The following is a 19,818-nucleotide window of genomic DNA, read 5'->3' as shown; positions in this document are numbered from 1 at the left end:
AGCGGTATGGGCGAACGTGTCAGCGGCACGGTGAAGTGGTTCAACAACGCCAAGGGGTTCGGATTCATTACCAGGGAAGAAGGCGAGGGTGACGTATTCGTGCACTTTCGCTCTATCCAGGGCGACGGCTATCGCACCCTCGACGAGGGCCAGGCGGTAGAATTCACCCTGGTGGAGGGGCCCAAGGGCCTCCAGGCCGAGGACGTCGCAAAGCTCTAGCGATTCCCCGGCGCCCCGGGATGTCTCCCGGGGCATCACCAGGGGCGGCTGGCCGTCGACGCCGGACCGCCCGCCTTCCGGCCGGTCGCGAGGCGACCGGCAACGTACCAACTATGTCAACACACGACAGCAAGTGAGTGTCAAGTTATGAGAAGTACCATGTCCATTCCCGGCAAACTCGTCATTGCCATCGCCATCGGCCTCGTCGCGGCTGCCCTCGCCCCCCTGCTCACCGGTATCGGGGCTTTCGACCCCGTGCTGGCCGTCCTCTTCGTGGCCGCCACGGCCGGCACGGCCCTGATCACACACCGCCCGCTCGCCGCGCCGGCGGCCGGCACGCCGGCTCCCCGCCCGCAGAGCCACGGGGAACAGAAGCCGAAAACTGCAGCGCGACAGGAGAAATCCACCGCAAGGAAGAAGCCTGCAGCCGCTGCACCGTCGGGTCCACGGGAAGAGGCAACGGTCAAGTGGTTCAACGCCGCCAAGGGCTTCGGCTTCCTGACCCTCGACGACGGTCGCGAGATCTTCGTGCACTTCCGGTCCATCCGCGGTGAGGGCCGCCGCAGCCTCAATGACGGCCAGCGCGTCTCCTTTGTCGTGGCCGACACGGAGAAGGGCCCGCAGGCCGAAGACGTCGAACCCCTGGACTGAGTCGCAGCGAGGACTGCCCATGGCCGTCAAGCACGCGCGCCGCTTTCGCGGCGCTCTTTTCCCAACGGCCGCCCACCCGGCAATCCGCGCTGTGCGCCGGCGCGCCGATGCGCCGGCGATCCACGGCAACAAGCTGTGGAAATCCAGCTGCCTGGTTATCGACTACCTGCACCGCAACCCGCCGGCCGGGTGCCGTCGCGTCCTGGACGTGGGCTGCGGCTGGGGAATCGGCGGCATCTGGTGTGCAAAGCGCTTCGGTGCAGCCGTCACCTCGGTCGATGCCGACCCGAACGTCTTTCCCTATCTCGACGCGGTCGCAGAGCTCAACGGCGTTCAGACGGAACACCTGGTGCGCCGCTTCGAGCGCATCACCACCCGCGAGCTGGCGGGCTACGACCTCCTCATCGGTGCGGATATCTGCTTCTGGGACGAGCTGACGGCCCCCGTTGCCAACCTCGTGAACCGCGCGATCAGGGCCGGGGTCGGAGAAGTGCTCATCGGCGACCCGGAGCGCTCCCCCTACCTAGCCATGGCCGAGCGCTGCATCGACCGGCACGGCGGCGAGCTGCTGGAATGGCGCACCCGCGGCGCGCTCGCCGCGCGCGGCACGCTGCTGCACATCAACAACCGCTAGCTAGTCGTAAACCTCGTAGAAGCGCTCGACGCCCGCCGTTGCAACCGGCGCCCCGTCGGCGAAGGCCGGCCGGAAGCGCAGCCGGCGCAGCGACCGGACAACCCCGATCCGCGCACTGTCGCGACCGCTCACCGTCTCGGCATCCACGGCCCGGGCCCGGCCCCGCTCGGTGACCGTGAACCGTGCCGCCACGACGGGCCGCGGCGCGTCGGCTGCCGGTGTCGGCGGCTGCCAGAAGACACCGTTGTCCGGCAGCTCCCGGGGTTCGCCGAACAGAGCGGCCACCCGCTCGCGGCGGCCCGCGCGCTTTAGCGCATCAATGGCATTCTCCCAGGCCTCCCGCGCCGCGCCCTCGCGACCGTGCCACTGCTGCCAGTCGCCCAGGGCGACAAGCACCTCGGCCCGGGCTTCCGGATCCGGCGCTGCCGCCGCGAGCTCCTCCAGCAGACGGCGGCCATCCCCCTGCGCGGTGCGACGCAGGGCCTGCAGCCGCTCTTCCTGGGGGTCGTCCGTGAACAGCTCGTTGCGCTGAAAGGGGTCCGGATCGCGCAGCCCCGGATAATCCTCCGGCGGCGGCGCCACGAGGTCCCCCACGAGATACAGGTTGCGCAGCTGGGACAACGCCAGGTCCCGGCGTGCTCGCCAGGCCGCCGCCGGCTCCCCCGCGACCCGGTCGAGCAGCTCTGCGCCCTCGTCGATCAGCGCCAGAAGCCGACGGGTGCCGTTGCCGAGATCCCGCCGCAGGGCTTCCCGCTGCCAGCGCTGATAGGCCAGCGCGGCTTCCAGCCGCAGCCCCGTCAGCGGCGGCTGGCCGTTACCGTAAACGCGGTAGAACCACGGGTACTGTTCGTCGAGCGTCGCGAAGTCACCGGCCGCGCGATAGATGCCGAGGAGCGCCGCCAGCAGGGGTTTCTGTGCCTCGCCGTAAAGGCCATCGTTCACCCGGAGTACGTGGAGCGCGCGCCGATAGGCCGCCACGGCCTCCGCATAGCGGCCCCGGGCCGCCAGGGCGCGCCCCAGCGCAGCGAGCGGCTCCTCGAGACCGCCGGCATAGGGCCCGCCCTCCGCCTCGAGGGCGGCCAGGCGCGCCCGCAGCGCAGCGAGTTCCGCCGCGGGCGGCGCGTCCGCCGCCGCCGGCAGCGGCGGCACGAGCACCGCCGGTGGCCCGCCCTCGCCCCAGCGGGCGCCCTCGCGGGCAAAATCCCGCCCATAGGGTTCACCGCCCGCCAGCGCCACGGCCGCAGGCGCCAGCCATAGGAACAGCAGGGCCCGGCAGGCGAGCCGGCGGCAGGGGGCATACGGCGTCATCATCAGTCGTTATAATGCGCAAAAAGACAGCCGGTCGGAAGGGAAAGCACGAAAGACGGCCAGCGAAAGACGATCAGCAAGAGACAGCCAACGAAAGCCGCGGGCAGTGCCCTGCCAACCCACGCGGAAACCTGCCCCACGGGAACGCCATGAGCAAGAAACAGCGGCGCGCGATTCCGCGCTTCGCCACACCGATCGTAGAGACCCACTGCCACCTCGACTACCTCGGGGAAGCGGGCCTGGGCGAGACCCTCGCCGCAGCCGCCGATGTCGGCATCGAACGGGTGGTCACGATCGCCGTCGCACCGGATAACCTGGCCACGGTCCGTCGTATCGCCGAGGCCGATGCGCGCGTGTGGTGCACCCAGGGCATCCACCCGCACGAGGCGGGCAGCTACGACGATGCCGTCGAGGCGGCGATCCGCGAGGGTGCCGCCCATCCGCGGGTCGTTGCCATCGGCGAGATCGGCCTCGACTACTACTACGACCACACCGACCGGGGCGCCCAGCGAGACGCCTTCGCCCGCCAGCTGGCCCTGGCCGCAGAACTCGCCCTGCCCGTGGTCATCCACAGCCGTGACGCGGACGAGGACACGGAAGCGATCCTCGGCGAGCATTTGCCGGGGCTCTCGCGGCGCGGCGTCATTCATAGCTTCACCTCCGGCGCGGGCCTTGCCGGCTTCGCGCTCGACGCCGGCTTCTACCTCGGCTTCAACGGGATCACCACCTTCCGCAACGCGGATAACGTCCGCGCCATCGTCGAGCTTACCCCGGTGGAGCAGCTGTTGCTGGAAACCGATGCGCCCTACCTGACGCCGGTGCCCTATCGCGGCACGACCAACGCCCCCTGTTATCTACCGTTCGTCGCCGAGAAGATCGCCGAGCTCAAGGGGCTCCCGGTGGAGGAATTGCTCGCCATCGCCCGGCGCTCGAGCTATGCCCTCTTCTTCCCGGGGGACGCCCCGGCCCTCGCGGCCTGAGGCCGGCGCCGTGGAGTTCGCCCTCGGCCAGCGCTGGGTCAGTCATGCGGATGCGCAGCTGGGCCTGGGTATCGTGGTGGCCAGTGATGGGCCGCGGATCACGCTGAGCTTTCCCGCCGTCGGCGAAGAGCGAACCTACGCGGCAGGCCGCGCCCCGCTGACGCGGCTGCGGTTCAAGACCGGAGACTGGCTGCGCACGGCCGACGGCCGGGAACTCGAGGTCACGGCGGTCAGCGAACGCGAGGGGTTGCTCTTCTACCGCGCGAAGGACGCCGCCGGCGAAGAGCACCAGGTGCCGGAGATCGAGCTCGATGCTTTCGTCCAGCTGACCACGCCGCAGCAGCGGCTGCGCAACGGTCATTTCGATCGCCACGAGGCCTTTGCCCTGCGCGTCGCCACCTGCCTGCAGCTTGACCGGCTGCAGCGGGATCCGGCCCGCGGCCTCCTCGGCCCGCGCGCCCAGCTCCTGCCGCACCAGCTCTACATCGCCGCCAGTGTCGGGCGTCGCCATGCGCCGCGCGTCCTGCTGGCCGACGAGGTCGGCCTCGGCAAGACCATCGAGGCGGGGATGATCCTGCACCAGCAGCTCCTCACAGGCCGCGCCAGCCGCGTACTGGTGCTGGTACCGGAGCCCCTCCTGCACCAGTGGCTGGTGGAGATGCTTCGCCGCTTCAACCTGCATTTCGCGCTCTTCGACAGCGAGCGCCTGGATGCCAGCGACGGAGACAACCCCTTCGAGAGCGAGCAGCTCGTACTCTGCGCCGGGGACCTGCTCTACGAGGACCCGATGGCCCAGGCCGATGCGCTCGCCGCGCCCTGGGATATCGTCGTGGTCGATGAGGCGCATCACCTGCACTGGCATCCCGACACGCCGGGGCAGGACTACCGTTTCATCAGCACCCTGGCGAACGCGAGCCCGGGGCTCCTGCTGCTGACGGCCACGCCCGAACAGCTCGGCGTGGAAAGCCACTTCGCGCGCCTGGCCCTCATCGATCCGGCGCGCTTCCACGACCTGTACGCCTTCCGCGCCGAGCAGGCGCGCTACCGGGAGTGGAGCGAACTCCTCGAAGCCATCGAGAACGGCAAGCGTCCCGCGACCCTGCCCCCGGGCCTCGACGAGGGTGCGAGCGACACCGTACTCGTCGAACGCATCCTGGACCGGCACGGCACCGGCCGGGTTCTCTACCGCAACACCCGCGCCAGCGTCGGCGGATTCCCGGCGCGCCACCTGCACGAGTACGCCCTTCCAGCCGCGGGGCCGGCGGCAGAGCCCGGTGCCCTTTACCCGGAGCGCCACACCCGGGACGAGACCTGGCTCGACGCCGAACCGCGGGTCGGCTGGCTGCGCGACACCCTGCGCGCACTGCGGCCCCGGAAGGCGCTGGTCATCTGCAGCACCGCCGGAACCGCCGAGCAGCTCGAACACTACCTGCACCTGCGCGCCGGCATCCGCTGTGCGGCTTTTCACGAGGGACTCTCGATCGTTGAGCGCGACCGCGCCGCGGCCTGGTTCGCGGAAGCGGAAAGCGGCGCCCAGGCGCTGATCTGTTCAGAGATCGGCAGCGAGGGACGCAACTTCCAGTTTGCCCAGCACCTCCTGCTCTTCGATCTGCCCCGCAACCCGGACCTGCTGGAGCAGCGCATCGGCCGCCTCGACCGCATCGGCCAGGCCGGGGACGTGAACATCCACGTACCCTACCTCGAAGGCACGGCGCAGGAGCGCCTGTTCCGCTGGCTGCACGAAGGGCTCGATATCTTCCGGCAGAACTGCCCCGCGGGCCGCCCGGTGTTCGACGCCTGCCGGGAACGGCTGGAGACCGCCCTGGACGGCAGCGCGGATATCGACGCACTGATCGCGGAGACCCGCGACGCCACGGCAGACGCGAACCGCCGCCTGGCGGAGGGGCGGGACCGGCTGCTGGAACGCAACGCCTGCCGGCCGGCCGAGGCCCGGCGCATCATCGAGGCGATCCGCGACAGCGAGCGCAGCGGCGAATTGCAGGCCTACTTCGAAACGCTGTGCGACAACCTGGGTGTCGAGCACGAATACCACAGCGAGGGCTGCCTGATCCTGCGCCCCGGGGAACACATGGACACCACCCATTTCCCCGAGCTGCCCGAGGACGGGCGCACGGTGACCTTCGACCGGGCCACGGCCCTGGCCCGGGAGGACATGGCGTTCCTCACCTGGGAGCACCCGATGCTCACCGAAGCCATGGAGGCCATCCTTTCCACGGAGCTCGGCAATGCCGCGCTCGGGACCCTCAAGCTGCGCGGCGTGCCCCCCGGTACCCTGCTGCTCGAGTGCCTGTACACGATCAACGTGAGCGCGCCGAAGAGCCTGCAGCTGCAGCGTTTCCTGTCCCTGTCACCGCAGCGGGTGCTGGTGGACAGCCGCGACCGGGATCTGTCGCAGGCCATCTCCCACGAGCGCCTGAACCAGCTGGTCCGCCGGGTGGATCATGCAACTGCCGTGGGCATCATCCGCCAGCTCCAGGGCGCCGTGGACGAGCGCCTCGCCGCTGCCGCGGCCTATGCCGGGAAACATCTCGGGACGCTGCGTGAGGACGCAACGCGCCGCGTGGAGAATCACCTGGGCGAGGAGATCACGCGCCTGGAGTCGCTGCAGCGGGTCAACCCGCAGGTGCGGGACGAGGAGATCAGCCATCTGCGCTGGCAGCGAGAGGAAAGCCTCGCGGCCATCGCCAGGGCCGACCTGCACCTGCAGGCCGTGCGCCTGGTCGTGACCGCCTGAGGCGAAGGGGCGCCGTCAGGCGCCCGCCGCCTGGCCTCCGTCGAGTACCAGCACGTTCCCGGTGACGAAGGCCGATGCGCGGGCACAGAGGTAGACCGCCGTACCGGCGGCGTCCTCCGGCTGGCCCAGGCGCCCGCGGGGAATCGCCTTCACCATCTCCGCCTCGTGCTCGAGCATATGCGCAGTCATCTTGCTCGGGAAGAAGCCCGGCGCGATGGCGTTGACGTTGATGCAGTCCCCGGCAAGGTCCACCGCCATCTGCCGGGTCAGGTGGTGGACCGCCGCCTTGCTGGCGGTGTAGGAGTAATTCTGCAGCGGCGCGTAGGTCAGCCCGTTGATGGAGCCAATGTTGACCACCCGGGCCGGGTCTTCCGCCGTCCCCGCCGCGCGCAGGGCCGGCAGCAGCTTCTGCGTCAGGAAGAACAGCGACTTCACGTTGAGGTCCATGACCTTGTCCCAGCCGGTTTCCGGGAACTCATCGATCGGCGCACCCCAGCTGGCGCCGGCGTTGTTGAACAGGATGTGCAACGCCGGCTCGCGCTCGCGGACCGCATCGGCGAAGGCCTGGACGCCCTCCACGCTGCCGAGGTTCGAGGGAAGGGCGATACACTCGCCGAACGCACCGAGTTCCTCCGCCGTGGCGGCGAGCTCCTCCTCGCGCCGGGCCGTGATGTAGGTGCGCGCGCCGGCGCCGATGAGACCGCGGGCGATCATGGCGCCGATGCCGCGGGAACCGCCGGTCACCACGGCCACCTTGCCGGAAAGGTCGAAAAGCTTGTCCATGGGTCCTACCTTCTGCGTTGGGCGCCGAGGGCGCCGGTGAGTGCTTCACGGATCGCCGCGCGGGTGTCCGCCGGGTCGATGACCGCGTCGATTTCCAGGTGAGCCGCGGCCTCCGTGGCCTTGCCCACCTCGTAGAGCTTCGCCACCAGCCTTTCGAACAGCGCTGCCCGGCTCGCCTCGTCGGGCTCGGCGGCCAGCTCCTTGCTGTAGCCGAGGCGCACGGCGCCTTCCAGGCCCATGCCGCCGAACTCGCCCGTGGGCCAGGCAGCCGCGTAGACCGGCTCGGCGAAAGAGCCGCCGACCATGGCCATCGCGCCAAGGCCGTAGCCCTTGCGCAGGAAAATGGCGATCACCGGCACCGTGAGCGCCGCGCCGGCGGTGAACAGGCTGGCCATGCGCCGCACGGCCGCCTGGGCTTCGCTGTCCGGGCCGACCATGAAGCCGGGCGTGTCGGTGAGCGACAGCAGCGGCAGGCCGAGCGCATTGCAGGTCGTGAGGAAGCGGGCCGCCTTGTCCGCGGCCTCCGCATCCACGGCGCCGCCGAGCTGCTGGCAATCGTTGGCCAGGAGCGCCATCGGCCGCCCATCGATGCGCAGGAAACCGGTGATCACGCTGCGCCCATGAATGCGGCCGAGCTCGAGGAACGACCCGGTATCGGCCAGCGTCTCGATCACCCGGCGCACCGGGTAGCCCCAGCGTCGGTCTTCCGGGACGAGGTCCCTCAGTATGGCCTGGTCGGCACAGTCCCACTCGGGGAGGTCGCCCTGGAAATAACCGAGGAGCTGCCGGGCGGCCGCCGTGGCCGCCGCCTCGTCCTCGACCACCAGGTCGACGACCCCGTTGCGCTCCTGCACGTCGATGGGGCCGATCTCCGTCGGCTCGAAACGGCCGAGGCCACCCCCCTCGATCATCGCCGGGCCGGCCATGCCGATCCAGGAACGCCGCGTGGCAATGCGGAAATCCGCGCAGCCGAACAGCGCCGCGTTGCCGGCGAAGCAATAGCCGTTGTTGACGGCGATGCGCGGCACGCGCCCCGCGAGGCGAGCCCAGGCGGCGAAGGACGGCACATTGAGGCCGGCGATCTGCGTGAGCACATCCGTGTCGCCCGGGCGCCCGCCACCGCCCTCCGTATACATGACCACCGGCAACCGCAGGCGCTCGGCGAGTTCACAGAGCCGGTCCAGCTTGCGGTGGTGGAAAAAACCCTGGGTGCCCGCGAGCACCGAGTAATCGTTGACGATCACCGCGGCCCGCGTAGCCGCCTCCCCGAACAGGGCGCCGTTGATCCGGGCCGTACCGGTGATGATGCCGTCGCCGGCTGTACGCACCTGCAGCTCGTCGTAGTCCCGGCGGCTGCGCTGGGCGGCAACCGCCAGCTGCCCATACTCCTGGAAGCTGCCGGCGTCGACCAGGTCGGACAGGTTTTCCCGCGCAGTGCGATAGTCCTTGCGGTGGCGCTTGTCCCGCTCTACGGCCCGGGCCTCGTCACCACTTCGCGCGAGGCGCTCGCGAAGCGCAAGCAGCTCCGGGCGCAGTGCGCCGGTATCGTCAGCCTCGTCAGCCACCCGGGGTTCCCGGCTAGCGGCCGGTCCAGTTGGCCTGGCGCTTCTCGAGGAAGGCCATCACGCCTTCCTTCGCATCTGCGCTGTCCACGCAGCTGTGCTGCAGGGATGCCTCCTGGGCGATGACGCAAGGCAGGTCGTTCTCCATGGCAAAGGCGAGCGACTTCTTGATGTATTCGAGCGCGAGCGGCGCCTTGCCGGCCAGTTCCCTGGCCCAGGCAACGGCGCTGTCGACGAGGTCGTCGTCGGCCACCACCCGGTTGGCAAGGCCGAGCTCGACGCAGCGCGCCGCAGGAATCTTTTCACCGGAAGTCATCATGTCGAAGGCACGGAGCGGACCAAGCGTCCTGGCAAGATGCCAGGTGGCGCCGCCGTCGGGCACGAGGCCGATCGCCACAAAGGCCTGGTAGAGGTAGGCGCCCTCCCCCATGACCGACAGGTCGCAGGCCATGGCAAAGGCGCTGCCGATGCCGGCGGCCGCGCCGTTCACCGCAGCGATCCAGGGCTTGCGGGACTGGGTGATCGCCAGCACAGCGGGCTTGTACTCGTCGTTGAGCATGGCCTCGGTAGCGTGGCCTCCGCCGTCATCCGGCGACAGGCCTTCGGAGAGGTCCGCACCGGCGCAGAAGGCGCGGCCTTCGCCGGTAAGTACGGCAACGCGGATCTCCGGGTGTGCGTTCACTGCCTGCACGGCGGCGAGAAATTCCCGCCGCAGTTCGCCGTTGAAGCTGTTCAGGCTGTCCGGGCGATTGATGGTCACCACGGCCACGGGGCCGTCGCGATCGATGCGCACGGTATTGAAGTCGTTCATGGCTTTTCCCCCGGCCGGTCAGGCCACGCTGCCGCCGGCCTTCAGTTGCTGGATTTCCTGCTCGGCAAACCCCATGGCCGTGAGGATACTGTCTGTGTCCTCGCCGGCGCCGTGGGCGCCGTGACGCACCGTCGACGGTGTGCGGGCAAAGCGCGGCGCCGGCGCGGGCTGCACGACACCCTCAACGTCGATATAGGTCTCCCGCGCGGCATTGGCCGGGTGCGACGGCGCTTCGGTGAAACGCAGTACCGGGGCGAAGCATACGTCCGTCCCCTCCATGAGGTCACACCACTCGTCGCGGGTCTTCTGCCGGAACACCGCCGCCAGCTTTTCCTTCAACTCGGGCCAGTGCGCCTGGTTGTTCTGGTCGCCGAACTCCTCGGCGGACAGGCCGGCCTTAGCCAGCAGCAGCGCGTAGAACTGCGGCTCGATGGAGCCGATGGCCACGTACTCGCCATCCGCGCACTCGTAGGTGCCGTAGAAATGGGCACCGCCGTCCAGGAGGTTGGCCTCGCGCTCGTCGGCGTTCCAGGCACCCATGGCGTGGAAGTTATGGAACATCCACATGAGCTGTGCCGCGCCGTCGACCATGGCCACGTCGATGACCTGGCCCTGGCCGGAGTTGCCGGCCTCCAGCAGTGCGGCGAGAACCCCCTGCACGAGGAGCATGCCACCACCGCCCATATCGCCGATGAGATTGAGCGGCGGCACCGGACGCCCGTCGCCGGGGCCGATGGCGTAAAGGGCGCCGGTCAGGGAGATATAGTTGATATCGTGGCCTGCGGCCCGGGCCAGCGGCCCGGTCTGGCCCCAGCCGGTCATCCGGGCAAACACCAGCTTCGGGTTGCGCGCCAGGCACTCGTCGGGGCCGATACCCAGCTTCTCGCACACCCCGGGGCGGAATGGATCGATGAGCACATCGGCGTTCTCGACCATGCGCAGCAGCGTCTCGACCCCTGCCGGGTCCTTGAGATTGATAACGATGGACTTCTTGCCGCGGCCGCTGACGCGCTCCGTGAGCTTCGGGTCCGCGCCGCCGGCGCGGTCCACGCGGATCACCTCCGCACCCATGTCCGCGAGCAGCATCCCTCCCATGGGCGCCGGCCCGATGCCGGCGAGCTCGATGACCGTGTAGCCGTTGAGGGGCCCCATAGCCGTCTCCCTGTCTAGCGTTATTGACTCGCGCCGGGCTTACTTCGGCTGCATCCGGATACCGCCATCAAGGCGGATGCACTCGCCATTGACGTAGTCGTTCTCGGCGATGAACACCGACAGGTGGGCAATCTCCTCCGGCTTGCCGAGGCGGTGCGGGTAGAGCACGCTGGCTTCCAGGGATTTGTACGCCGGCTCCGGCAGGGACTCGAAGAGCGGCGTGTGGATCAGCCCGGGCACGATGGTGTTCACGCGGATGCCATAGCTGGCCAGGTCCCGGGCCATGGGCAGGGTCATGCCGACCACGCCGCCCTTGGATGCGCTGTAGGCAAGCTGGCCGATCTGCCCCTCGTAGGCGGCGATGGAGGCGGTATTGATGATGACGCCGCGGCCTTCGTCGCCGAAAACCGGGTCGTTCTTCGCCATCTGCTCGGCGGCATAGCGGGACACGTTGAAGGTACCCACCAGGTTGACGTTGATCACGCCCATGAACATGTCCAGGGGGAAGACGCCCTTCTTGCTCAGGGTCTTGCAGGCGCTGCCGATGCCCGCGAAATTGTTGCAGATGTGCAGCGCACCGAACTTCTCGACCACGCCGGTGACCGCCGTGCTCACGGAATCCTCGTCCGCGACATTGACCTTCCAGAAGCCGACCTTGTCGTCGCCGAGCGCCTGGATCATCTCGTCGCCGGCCTTCTCGTTGAGGTCGAAAATGGCGACCTTGACCCCCTTGGCAACGTAGGCCTCGACGGTGGCCCGGCCCAGGCCGGAGGCCCCGCCGGTAACGATGGCGACTTTCCCTGACAGATCCATGGTGATTCCTCCTTGATCCGCTATAAGCTTCAGAAATTGCGGGTATTGAACGGCTTGTAGTCGTCCGCCAGGCAGTCGCGGCTGATGATGATCTTCATCACCTCGGAGCTGCCGGCGTAGATCGTGGCGATCCTCGCGTCGGTATACTGACGGCTGATGGCGTATTCGTCCATATAGCCGGCACCGCCGTGGAGCTGCACGCCCACGTCGGCGGCTTTTACCTGCAGCTCGCTGGTGACCAGCTTCGCCTTGGCGGCATCAACCGCCGTGAGCTGACCGGCATTGAAGGCGGCGACGCACTGGTCGACATAGCTCTGGGCGATATCGAGCTCGGTGCGCAGCTCCGCCAGCTTGAACTGGGTGTTCTGGAACGCGGCCAGCGGCTTGCCGAAGGCCTTGCGTTCGCGCACGTAGTCGTAGGTAAGGTCCCAGGACAGCTGGGCCGCCGCGAGGTAGCCGCAGGCGCCGATGAGGCGCTCTTCGGCCAGCCCCTCCATCAGGTAGATGAACCCCTTGCCGGGCTCACCGAGAACGTTGGCCTTCGGTACCCGCACGTCGTTGAAGAACAGCTCGGCGGTATCCTGGGCCTTCATGCCCATCTTCTTCAGGTTTCGGCCGCGCTCGAAGCCTTCCATGCCCCGCTCGACGATAAACAGGGTCATGTGGTGCGGGTTGCTCTCCGGATCCGTCTTCGCGGCGACAATCACCGCATCGGCGTTGATGCCGTTGGAGATGTAGGTCTTTGAGCCATTGAGCACCCAGTGGTCGTCCTCTTCCCGGGCCGTGCTGCGCATACCGGCGAGGTCGGAGCCGGCATCCGGCTCGGTCATGGCGACGGCGAGGATGCACTCGCCGCTCACGCACTTCGGCAGGAAGCGCTCGCACTGTTCCTCGCTGCCGAAGCGGGTGAAGTAGGGGCCGACGAGACGGCTGTGCAGCGTGGCGTACCAGTCGCCGACGCGGGCATAGGCGGTTTCCTCGATGATGACCTGCTCGAAGCGGAAGTCGTCATCGCCCATGCCGCCGTATTTTTCGTCCGGCCAGACCATGAGAAAGCCCTGCTGACCGGCGCGCAGGAAGGCCTCCCGGTCGACGATGCCCGCCTCACGCCAGCGCTCCATGTGTGGCACAATCTCGCTGGCGAGGAACTTGCGGTAAGCATCGCGGAACATGGTTTGTTCTTCGGTGAAGTTGCGTGGCAACATCGCGAATCTCCGTGGTGGGCGATGGGGACGCGCGCCAGTATGTGCAGCGCCGCCGGGGGCGGCAATGACCGCCACGGACAAAATTATTGACCCAAACTGACAGGACGCGCCCTTGCGCAAGCAATCCATCTCGGTGCACTTCGCCCGCGCCGTATTGCGCCACACGGTACGCCTCGGCGTGGACCCGCTCCCCCTCCTCCGCCGCCACCGCATCACACCGCGGCTGCTGCGGGAACCCCACGCCCGCATCGCCATCGAGCGCTTCGCCGACCTGCAGGTGGCCACCATGCAGGCACTCAGGGACGAGTCCCTGGGCTACGGCGAGCGGCCCATGCCGCTAGGGACCTGGACCATGATGTGCTACGCGGTCATCGGCAGCGCCACCCTGGGCCAGGCCCTGTCGCGCCTGTGCCGCTTCTACGCGCTCTTCGGGCACAGCCTCGTCGCCGATTTCGAGGTGAGCGGTGACCGTGCCACCGTCCACCTCCACCGGCAGGGCTCAGCGGCGGCCGATCCCTACCTGAAGGAACTCTTCCTCTTCAACACGCACCGCTTCGGCAGCTGGCTGGTGCAGGAGCACCTGCCGCTCACCCGCGCCACGCTCGACTACGCACCAGCCGCACAGCCTGACGACTACCGCCGCATGTTCCTCGCCAACCCCGTGGATTTCGAGTGCGAGCGCTGTGCCCTGGAATTTCCCGCGGGCCTCATGGAACGTCCCGTCGTGCAGAACGAGGCGACCCTCAAGCGCTTCCTGCGCCACCCGGTGCTGATCATGCTTACCCAGCAGTACCCGCGGGCCAGCTGGACCGCCCAGGTCCGCGACCTTGTGCGCCAGAACCTGCTGGCCATGCCGGAGCTCGGCGAGGTGGCTGCCGCCCTCGACGTGCACCCCCAGACCCTCCGCCGGCGTCTCGCCCGGGAGGGCACGACCTTCAAGGACATCAAGAACCAGCTCCGCCGCGACGTGGCCCTTCACTACCTCGGGCGGCAGGGCCTGTCCATCGAGGAAATCGCCCACCGCGCTGGCTTCTCCGAATCGAGCGCGTTCATCCGCGCGTTCAAGGGCTGGACCGGCGTCACTCCCTATGCCTACCGCAAGGGCTTGTAAAGACGGCGGGGGCCTGCAAGCTGAAAAACCTCAGCCTTCGCCAGCTCCATACCGCCATGCCCGGACGCCTTCTGCGCACCCTTCTCATGGCCTACGTGGCCTACCTTGCTGCCGCCCTCCTCGTGCTGCTGCCCGCCCTGAACATCGCGGCGCCGCGCCTCGCGGAGCAATATTTGGGGCGACGCCTGGACAGCGAGCTTATCCTCTTCAACCCCTTCACCCTGGCCCTGGAGGTCCGCAAGGCGCGCCTCGCGGAGCCCGGTGGCGGTCCCTTTGCGGCTCTGCACCGCCTCAACGTCGACTTCGGCGCCTGGCGCAGCCTCACGCAACCCGGCGTCGTGCTCGACGCCGTCGCGGTCGAGGGGCTAGAGCTCGCCCTGCGGCGCTTCGAGAACGGCCGGTTCAATATCAGTGACCTCCTCGCCGGCGATGGGGCGGCAGAGGAGACAGACGACAGTGGCGCTGCCGCCCCGGGCATCACGGTGCGCTCGCTGAACTTCGATGCCCGGGAGCTGCGCTTCGAGGACCGCACCCGCACACCGCACTACGAGACCTTCCTCCGGGACCTCGGCTTCACGGTCACGGGCCTGTCCACGGTCGTCGAGGAGGGCAGCCCTTACGAGCTGCTGGTGGTCACAGAGCACAACGGCATTCTGCGCTGGCGCGGCGAGTTCTCCCTGCCGCGCGCCCGCAGCAGCGGCGAACTGCAGATCGCGGACCTCGACCTGCGCCCCCTGCACCGCTACCTCGCCCAGGACCTGCCCTTCACCATGGACAGCGCGCTCATGGAGGTCACCGGCCGCTACGAGGCCGACTGGCAGGGCGAGCCGCGCGTCAGCGTGAACGGCGGCGCGCTGCAGCTGCGCGAGTTCGTCCTCGCCCCCGGTGACGCCACGGCGCTTCCGGACACGGCGCTGGCCTTTGATCGTTTCGAGCTCGACGGCATCACCGTAGACAGTGGTGCCCGCCACGCCAGCGCCGAGGCGGCGAGACTCGAGGGGCTCGACGTCAGTGGCTTTCTCGAGGGCGGACTCGAGGGCGGGCTCGAGGGCGGACAGATCAGTCTGCTCGACATGCTCCTGCCACCCCAGGGCGAGGCAGCCGGGAACGAGAGCGCCTCAACGGGTACCGGGGGCGCCCGCCCCGCCGGGGACGATGCCGGGCCCTGGCAGGTGCTGCTCAAGCGCTTCTCCCTGCCCGATGCCCGGCTGCGCTGGCGCTCGGCCTACACGGACCCGGCCCTGCTCACGGTCGACCCGCTGACGATCGAGCTGGGCAACCTGGCCTGGCCGCCCGAGGGCGACAGCAGCGTGTCGCTCGCCCTCACCCTCAACGGGGAAGCGACCCTGACCGTCGCCGGTGTCGTCGATGCCGGCGTGGGCAGCGGCGCGCTCGAGCTCGAGCTGCACGCCCTGCCCGTGACCCTGGCCAACCCGCTACTCGACTCGGTCCTCAACGCAGAGCTGGAAAGCGGGCGCCTGGCCGTCGACGGCGACATCGCGCTCGCCGCTTTCGCGCCGGCGACCGTGCGTGCCGATGCGGCGCTCACCGCCCTCGACCTGCAGATCGAGGGCGCAGAGCAGAGTGCCCTGGGGTGGGACCGGCTGGCCGTGCCGGGGCTTACCGTGGACCTGCCCGCCCGGCGGCTGGAGACCGGCGTCATTGCCCTGGATGGCTACCGCAGCCGGCTGCGGATCGGCGAAGACCGGCGCCTCAACATCCAGACGGCGCTGGTCGAAACGGAAGGCGCCGGAGACGGTGACGACGGCGCGACGGCCGGGGCCGCGGGCGATCCCTGGGAGCTGGCCATCGGCGGCCTCGCCGTGAGCAACGGCAGCGTGGATTTCGAGGACCGCTCCCTGCCTCTGGAGTTTCGCACCCTCGTCGAGGGGCTCGACGGCGAGCTCGGCGCCGTGGGCACGGCATCGGACGCCCCCGTACCGGTAGAGCTGGCCGGCTCCGTGGACGGCTATGCGCCGGTACGCATCGAGGGCAGCGTCGCGCCTTTCGCCCCCGCGCCCGATGTCGATATCGGTGTCAGCTTCCAGGGCATCGATATCGCCCGGCTCACACCCTACGCCGGGACCTACGCCGGCTACACCATCGATGCCGGCACGCTGAACCTCGACCTGCGCTACCGGCTCGCCGGTGACCGGCTGGCGGGAGAAAACCGTGCCATTATCTCGCAGATGGAACTGGGCGCGCCCTTCGAGAGTGAACAGGCCATGGACCTGCCGCTGAAGCTGGCCATCGCACTGCTCGAGGATTCGCGCGGCGTCATCGATCTTGACGTCCCCGTCGCGGGCGATATCGATGATCCCTCGTTCCGCCTCGGCAAGGTCATCGGCCGCGCCATCGCCAACGTCATCACCAACATCGTCACCGCGCCCTTCAAGCTCCTCGCGGGCCTCGCCGGCAGTGACGAGGACCTGCAGGCGCTGGCCTTCGAGCCCGCCCGCGACACGCTCGATGCCCCGGCGGCGGGCAAGCTGGATGCGCTTGCCGATGCGCTGACGCAGCGACCGCAACTCCGGCTCCTCGCCCGCGGCGTGACGGACGACGAGGATGCGAAAGTCCTCAAGGCAGAAGCGCTGGACGACGCCCTCCTCGCGGACGGCCTCGCGCCGGAGAGCCTGGCCGCCCGCGACGAGGCCTGGGCGGAGGCGATAGCCGCCCGTTATGCGCCGCTGGCGCCACCGGCCAGCGGTAACGGGGAGGAGGCGGAACCGCCGCTCGCGGCGCAATACGACGCCGTGGCGGAAACCATGGCGCTGCCGCCCCGCGCGCTGGAGACGCTGGCGACCGAGCGCGCCGCCACCGTCAAGCGCTACCTGGTCACCAGCAAGGGCATTGCGCCGGACCGGATCGCCATCAGCAGCGGCGAGGCGGACGGTACCATCGCCCGCGGCGTCACCCTCGACGTCGACGCCTGAGGCGTCACCCGCCTCAGGCGGCGTTCTCGACCTTCAGGGTTTCGCGCAGTTCGCGCTTCAGGAACTTGCCGTTGGCGTTGCGCGGCAGCGGTTCGTCGAGAAACCAGAGATAGCGCGGCACCTTGAACGCGGCAATGTGCTCCCGGCAGTGGCTGCGCAGCGCCTCGGCATCGACGCTCGCGCCGGGCTTCAGGTGCACCGCCGCGCCGACCTCTTCGCCCAGGCGGTCATCCGGCACCGCGAAAACCACGCACTCGGCCACCGCATCGTGGTGGAACAGCGCGTTCTCCACTTCGGCGCAGTACACGTTCTCCCCGCCCCGCAGCACCATGTCCTTGGCCCGGTCAACGAGGTAGATGAAGCCGTCCTCGTCCATGTAGGCGACGTCGCCGGTGTGCAGCCAGCCGTCGACGATGGTCTCGGCCGTGGCCTCCGGGCGGTTGAGGTAGCCCTTGATTACCGGGGCGCCGCGCACCACCAGCTCGCCGATATCCCCGAGGGGCAGTTCCCTGCCCACGGGATCGACGATGCGGGCCTCGAAGGTCGGCATGGCCGGGCCGACACTGGTCGGCCGGTCCATGAAGAACTCCATGGAAACGGCGGTGATGATCCCGCAGGTCTCGGTCATGCCATAGCCCGTGTTCGGGCGCGCGGTCTTCATGGTCTCGCTCACCTTGCCGACGAGGTCCGGCTGCATGGCTGCCCCGCCCCCGCCCACGGTCTTCAGCGAGGAGGTATCGCGGGTCCTGAAGTCCGGGTGCATCATGATTTCCCGGGCCATCATGGGCACGGCGTTGAAAGTCGTGACTTTCTCCCGCTCGATGAGGCGCAGGGCCTCCGCCGGATCCCACTTGTACATGTGCACCAGGCGGCCGCCGACCAGCGTCACGACCTGCGCAACGCAGTTGTTGGCGGTGACGTGGAACAGCGGTGTCGCGACCAGGGCGCGGATCTCCGAGCTGCCCGGCTCACCGGGCTCGTCACCGCGGGCCAGCGCGAGGGCCCGCGGCTGCACGGCGTTGGCGAAGGCCACGTTGAAGATGTTGTTGACACAGCCGCGGTGGGTCAGCTGCGCGCCCTTCGGGCGCCCGGTGGTTCCCGAGGTATAGAAGATGCAGGCGTCGTCGTCCGGTGCCACCGTGACCTCGGGCATGGCCGACTCACTGTTGACCAGCTCCGCCCAGTCCGTGGCCCAGTCGGGCAGGTCGTGCGGTACCCGCACTCCGACCACAGTGAGTTCCGGGAAATCGCCGCGCAGCCCGGCGAAGCGCTGCAGCCGCTCCTGGTCGGCGATCAGCACCTTCGGCCTGGAGTCCTCGAGACCGTAGTGCATCTCCTGCGGTACCCACCAGGCGTTCATGCCGACGACCACGGCGCCCATGGCCGTCACGGCCCAGTAGGCAAGCATCCACTCGGGATAGTTGCGCATGGCGATGGCGACACGGTCCCCGGGGCGGACCCCGGCCTCGGCGAGCCAGTGGGCGATGGCGCCCGTGATCGCCTGCGCCTCGGCATAGCTCATGCGCTCGTCGTTGTAGACGAGGTACTCCTTGTCGCCGTGCCCCGCGGCGCCCAGCCAGATCTCGCGCAGGGACGGCGGCGCGTGGGCGTAGGTGCGGATGGGAACGCCGCCCACCTCGGCCGTGGTCACCTCGAACAGCTGCCCGGGGCTGGTGAGTTCCTGCCAGGCCTGCTTCAGCTCTGCATACATGCGCGTCTCCCGCGTTTGTTATGGCTAATTCCGGTACTGATGGCGCAGGAGCATAGCGTTACCGCGCGGTCGGCTCAACGGCACGGGCCGCGTGGTCCCACCGAGTTTATTTTTTTTGCCGGTGGTGTCATTGTTGCGACCCCGCGGGCAGCACACGGAGAGCGCCATGAACACCCAGAACCTCGACACGGACCGTTTGGCCCCCTACCTCGCCGAGCATTTGCCTGGCTTCTCCGGCGAACTGACCGCCGAGAAATTCGCCGGCGGCCAGTCGAACCCGACCTTCCGCCTCAGCGCCGGCGGCCGCCAGTACGTTCTCCGGCGCAAGCCGCCGGGCGAACTGCTGGCCTCCGCCCATGCCGTGGACCGGGAGTTTCGCGTGCTCAGCGCCCTGGCGGATAGCGAGGTGCCCGTACCGAAGGCATACCTGCTGTGCGAGGACGAGAGCATCATCGGCTCCATGTTCTACGTGATGGAGTACCTGGAGGGCCGGGTATTCTGGGACCCGACGCTGCCCGAGGTCGCCGACAACAGCGAGCGGACGGCCATCTACGACGAGATGAACCGGGTGCTCGCGGCCCTGCACAACGTCGACGTGCACGCCGCGGGCCTCGCCGACTTCGGCCGCCCCGGCAGCTACTTCGAACGCCAGGTGAGCCGCTGGACCAAGCAGTACCGGGCGTCAGAGACGGAGCACAGCGAGGCGATGGAGACGCTCATTGCCTGGCTGCCCGCCAATATGCCACCGGATGACGGCGCCGTGAGCCTGGTCCACGGCGACTACCGCCTCGACAACCTCATGTTTCACCCGACGGAGCCACGCATCATCGCCGTACTGGACTGGGAGCTGTCGACGCTGGGCCACCCGCTGGCGGACCTCGCCTACCAGGTCATGGCCTGGCAGCTGCCGGGAGACGCCGGCCTCCGGGGCCTGGCGGGGGTGGACCGGGCAACCGTTGGCCTGCCCACAGACGAGGCCTATGTCGCCGACTACTGCCGGCGCACGGGCCGAGACGGCATCGACCACTGGAACTTCTACCTGGTGTTCTGCTTCTTCCGCCTCGCGGCGATCCTGCAGGGCGTGAAGAAGCGCGCCCTCCAGGGCAACGCCTCCAGCGCGGAGGCCGAGGCCAAGGGCGCGCTGGTGGAGCCGCTGGCGCAGCACGGCGTGGCGCTCATCGACCGCTAGC

General features: G+C 68.9%; 16 protein-coding genes. 8 read left to right on the top strand and 8 right to left on the bottom strand.

Annotated elements, in window-relative coordinates:
* Positions 1-6: 6 nt before the first annotated feature.
* The 3 genes from ACX93N_RS09225 to ACX93N_RS09215 all read left to right on the top strand — a co-directional run bounded on the left by ACX93N_RS09225 (position 7) and on the right by ACX93N_RS09215 (position 1,504).
* The gene (locus ACX93N_RS09225) at positions 7-219 is read left to right on the top strand and encodes a cold-shock protein (protein ID WP_350035040.1); all 213 of its coding nucleotides are present in this window, start codon (positions 7-9) and stop codon (positions 217-219) included.
* Positions 220-378: 159 nt separating this feature from the next.
* Positions 379-870 carry a cold-shock protein gene (locus ACX93N_RS09220; RefSeq protein ID WP_459428122.1) on the top strand — a complete coding sequence of 164 codons (492 nt, stop codon included), beginning with the start codon at positions 379-381 and terminating at the stop codon, positions 868-870.
* A 19-nt stretch (positions 871-889) separates the two neighbouring features.
* Positions 890-1,504, top strand: a complete 615-nt coding sequence (locus tag ACX93N_RS09215) for a class I SAM-dependent methyltransferase (RefSeq protein ID WP_459428121.1) — start codon at positions 890-892, stop codon at positions 1,502-1,504.
* On the opposite strand, the gene ACX93N_RS09210 is transcribed toward ACX93N_RS09215, so the two are convergent.
* Positions 1,505-2,815, bottom strand: a complete 1,311-nt coding sequence (locus ACX93N_RS09210) for a hypothetical protein (RefSeq protein ID WP_459428120.1) — start codon at positions 2,813-2,815, stop codon at positions 1,505-1,507.
* 146 nt (positions 2,816-2,961) lie between these two features.
* On the opposite strand from ACX93N_RS09210, the gene ACX93N_RS09205 reads away from it, so the two are divergent.
* Positions 2,962-3,792 (top strand): TatD family hydrolase, encoded by an 831-nt coding sequence (locus ACX93N_RS09205; RefSeq protein WP_459428119.1) that lies wholly within the window; start codon positions 2,962-2,964, stop codon positions 3,790-3,792.
* A gap of 10 nt (positions 3,793-3,802) precedes the next feature.
* A complete protein-coding gene (rapA, locus tag ACX93N_RS09200) occupies positions 3,803-6,547 on the top strand; it encodes an RNA polymerase-associated protein RapA (protein WP_459428118.1) in 2,745 nt (914 codons plus the stop codon).
* 15 nt (positions 6,548-6,562) lie between these two features.
* On the opposite strand, the gene ACX93N_RS09195 is transcribed toward rapA, so the two are convergent.
* From ACX93N_RS09195 to ACX93N_RS09170, 6 genes are read right to left on the bottom strand one after another with little or no spacing between them, the layout of a single operon-like run.
* Positions 6,563-7,330, bottom strand: a complete 768-nt coding sequence (locus ACX93N_RS09195; protein WP_459428117.1) for an SDR family oxidoreductase — start codon at positions 7,328-7,330, stop codon at positions 6,563-6,565.
* Between the two features lie 5 nt (positions 7,331-7,335).
* Positions 7,336-8,895, bottom strand: a complete 1,560-nt coding sequence (locus tag ACX93N_RS09190) for an acyl-CoA carboxylase subunit beta (RefSeq protein ID WP_459428116.1) — start codon at positions 8,893-8,895, stop codon at positions 7,336-7,338.
* Between the two features lie 13 nt (positions 8,896-8,908).
* A complete protein-coding gene (locus ACX93N_RS09185; RefSeq protein ID WP_459428115.1) occupies positions 8,909-9,703 on the bottom strand; it encodes an enoyl-CoA hydratase/isomerase family protein in 795 nt (264 codons plus the stop codon).
* 18 nt (positions 9,704-9,721) lie between these two features.
* Positions 9,722-10,855: a CaiB/BaiF CoA transferase family protein gene (locus ACX93N_RS09180; RefSeq protein ID WP_459428114.1), complete on the bottom strand. Its 1,134-nt coding sequence runs from the start codon at positions 10,853-10,855 to the stop codon at positions 9,722-9,724.
* 39 nt (positions 10,856-10,894) lie between these two features.
* Positions 10,895-11,668 carry a 3-hydroxyacyl-CoA dehydrogenase gene (locus ACX93N_RS09175; protein ID WP_459428113.1) on the bottom strand — a complete coding sequence of 258 codons (774 nt, stop codon included), beginning with the start codon at positions 11,666-11,668 and terminating at the stop codon, positions 10,895-10,897.
* A 29-nt stretch (positions 11,669-11,697) separates the two neighbouring features.
* Positions 11,698-12,873: an acyl-CoA dehydrogenase family protein gene (locus ACX93N_RS09170; protein ID WP_459428112.1), complete on the bottom strand. Its 1,176-nt coding sequence runs from the start codon at positions 12,871-12,873 to the stop codon at positions 11,698-11,700.
* Between the two features lie 112 nt (positions 12,874-12,985).
* Between ACX93N_RS09170 and ACX93N_RS09165 the strand changes: the two genes are divergently transcribed.
* Both ACX93N_RS09165 and ACX93N_RS09160 read left to right on the top strand, forming a co-directional pair.
* Entirely contained in the window at positions 12,986-13,984 is a 999-nt protein-coding gene (locus ACX93N_RS09165; protein WP_459428111.1) for an AraC family transcriptional regulator, read from the top strand.
* A gap of 56 nt (positions 13,985-14,040) precedes the next feature.
* Positions 14,041-16,917: a DUF748 domain-containing protein gene (locus ACX93N_RS09160; RefSeq protein WP_459428110.1), complete on the top strand. Its 2,877-nt coding sequence runs from the start codon at positions 14,041-14,043 to the stop codon at positions 16,915-16,917.
* Positions 16,918-16,930: 13 nt separating this feature from the next.
* Here ACX93N_RS09160 and ACX93N_RS09155 read toward each other — a convergent pair whose 3' ends face one another.
* Positions 16,931-18,628, bottom strand: a complete 1,698-nt coding sequence (locus ACX93N_RS09155; RefSeq protein ID WP_459428109.1) for a class I adenylate-forming enzyme family protein — start codon at positions 18,626-18,628, stop codon at positions 16,931-16,933.
* Between the two features lie 166 nt (positions 18,629-18,794).
* Between ACX93N_RS09155 and ACX93N_RS09150 the strand changes: the two genes are divergently transcribed.
* Positions 18,795-19,817 carry a phosphotransferase gene (locus tag ACX93N_RS09150; RefSeq protein ID WP_459428108.1) on the top strand — a complete coding sequence of 341 codons (1,023 nt, stop codon included), beginning with the start codon at positions 18,795-18,797 and terminating at the stop codon, positions 19,815-19,817.
* Position 19,818 lies beyond the last annotated feature (1 nt).

The organism is Pseudohaliea sp. (assembly GCF_054552115.1).
Note: the sequence above shows the minus strand (reverse complement) of the source record. Positions and strands in the feature narration are given on the sequence as shown.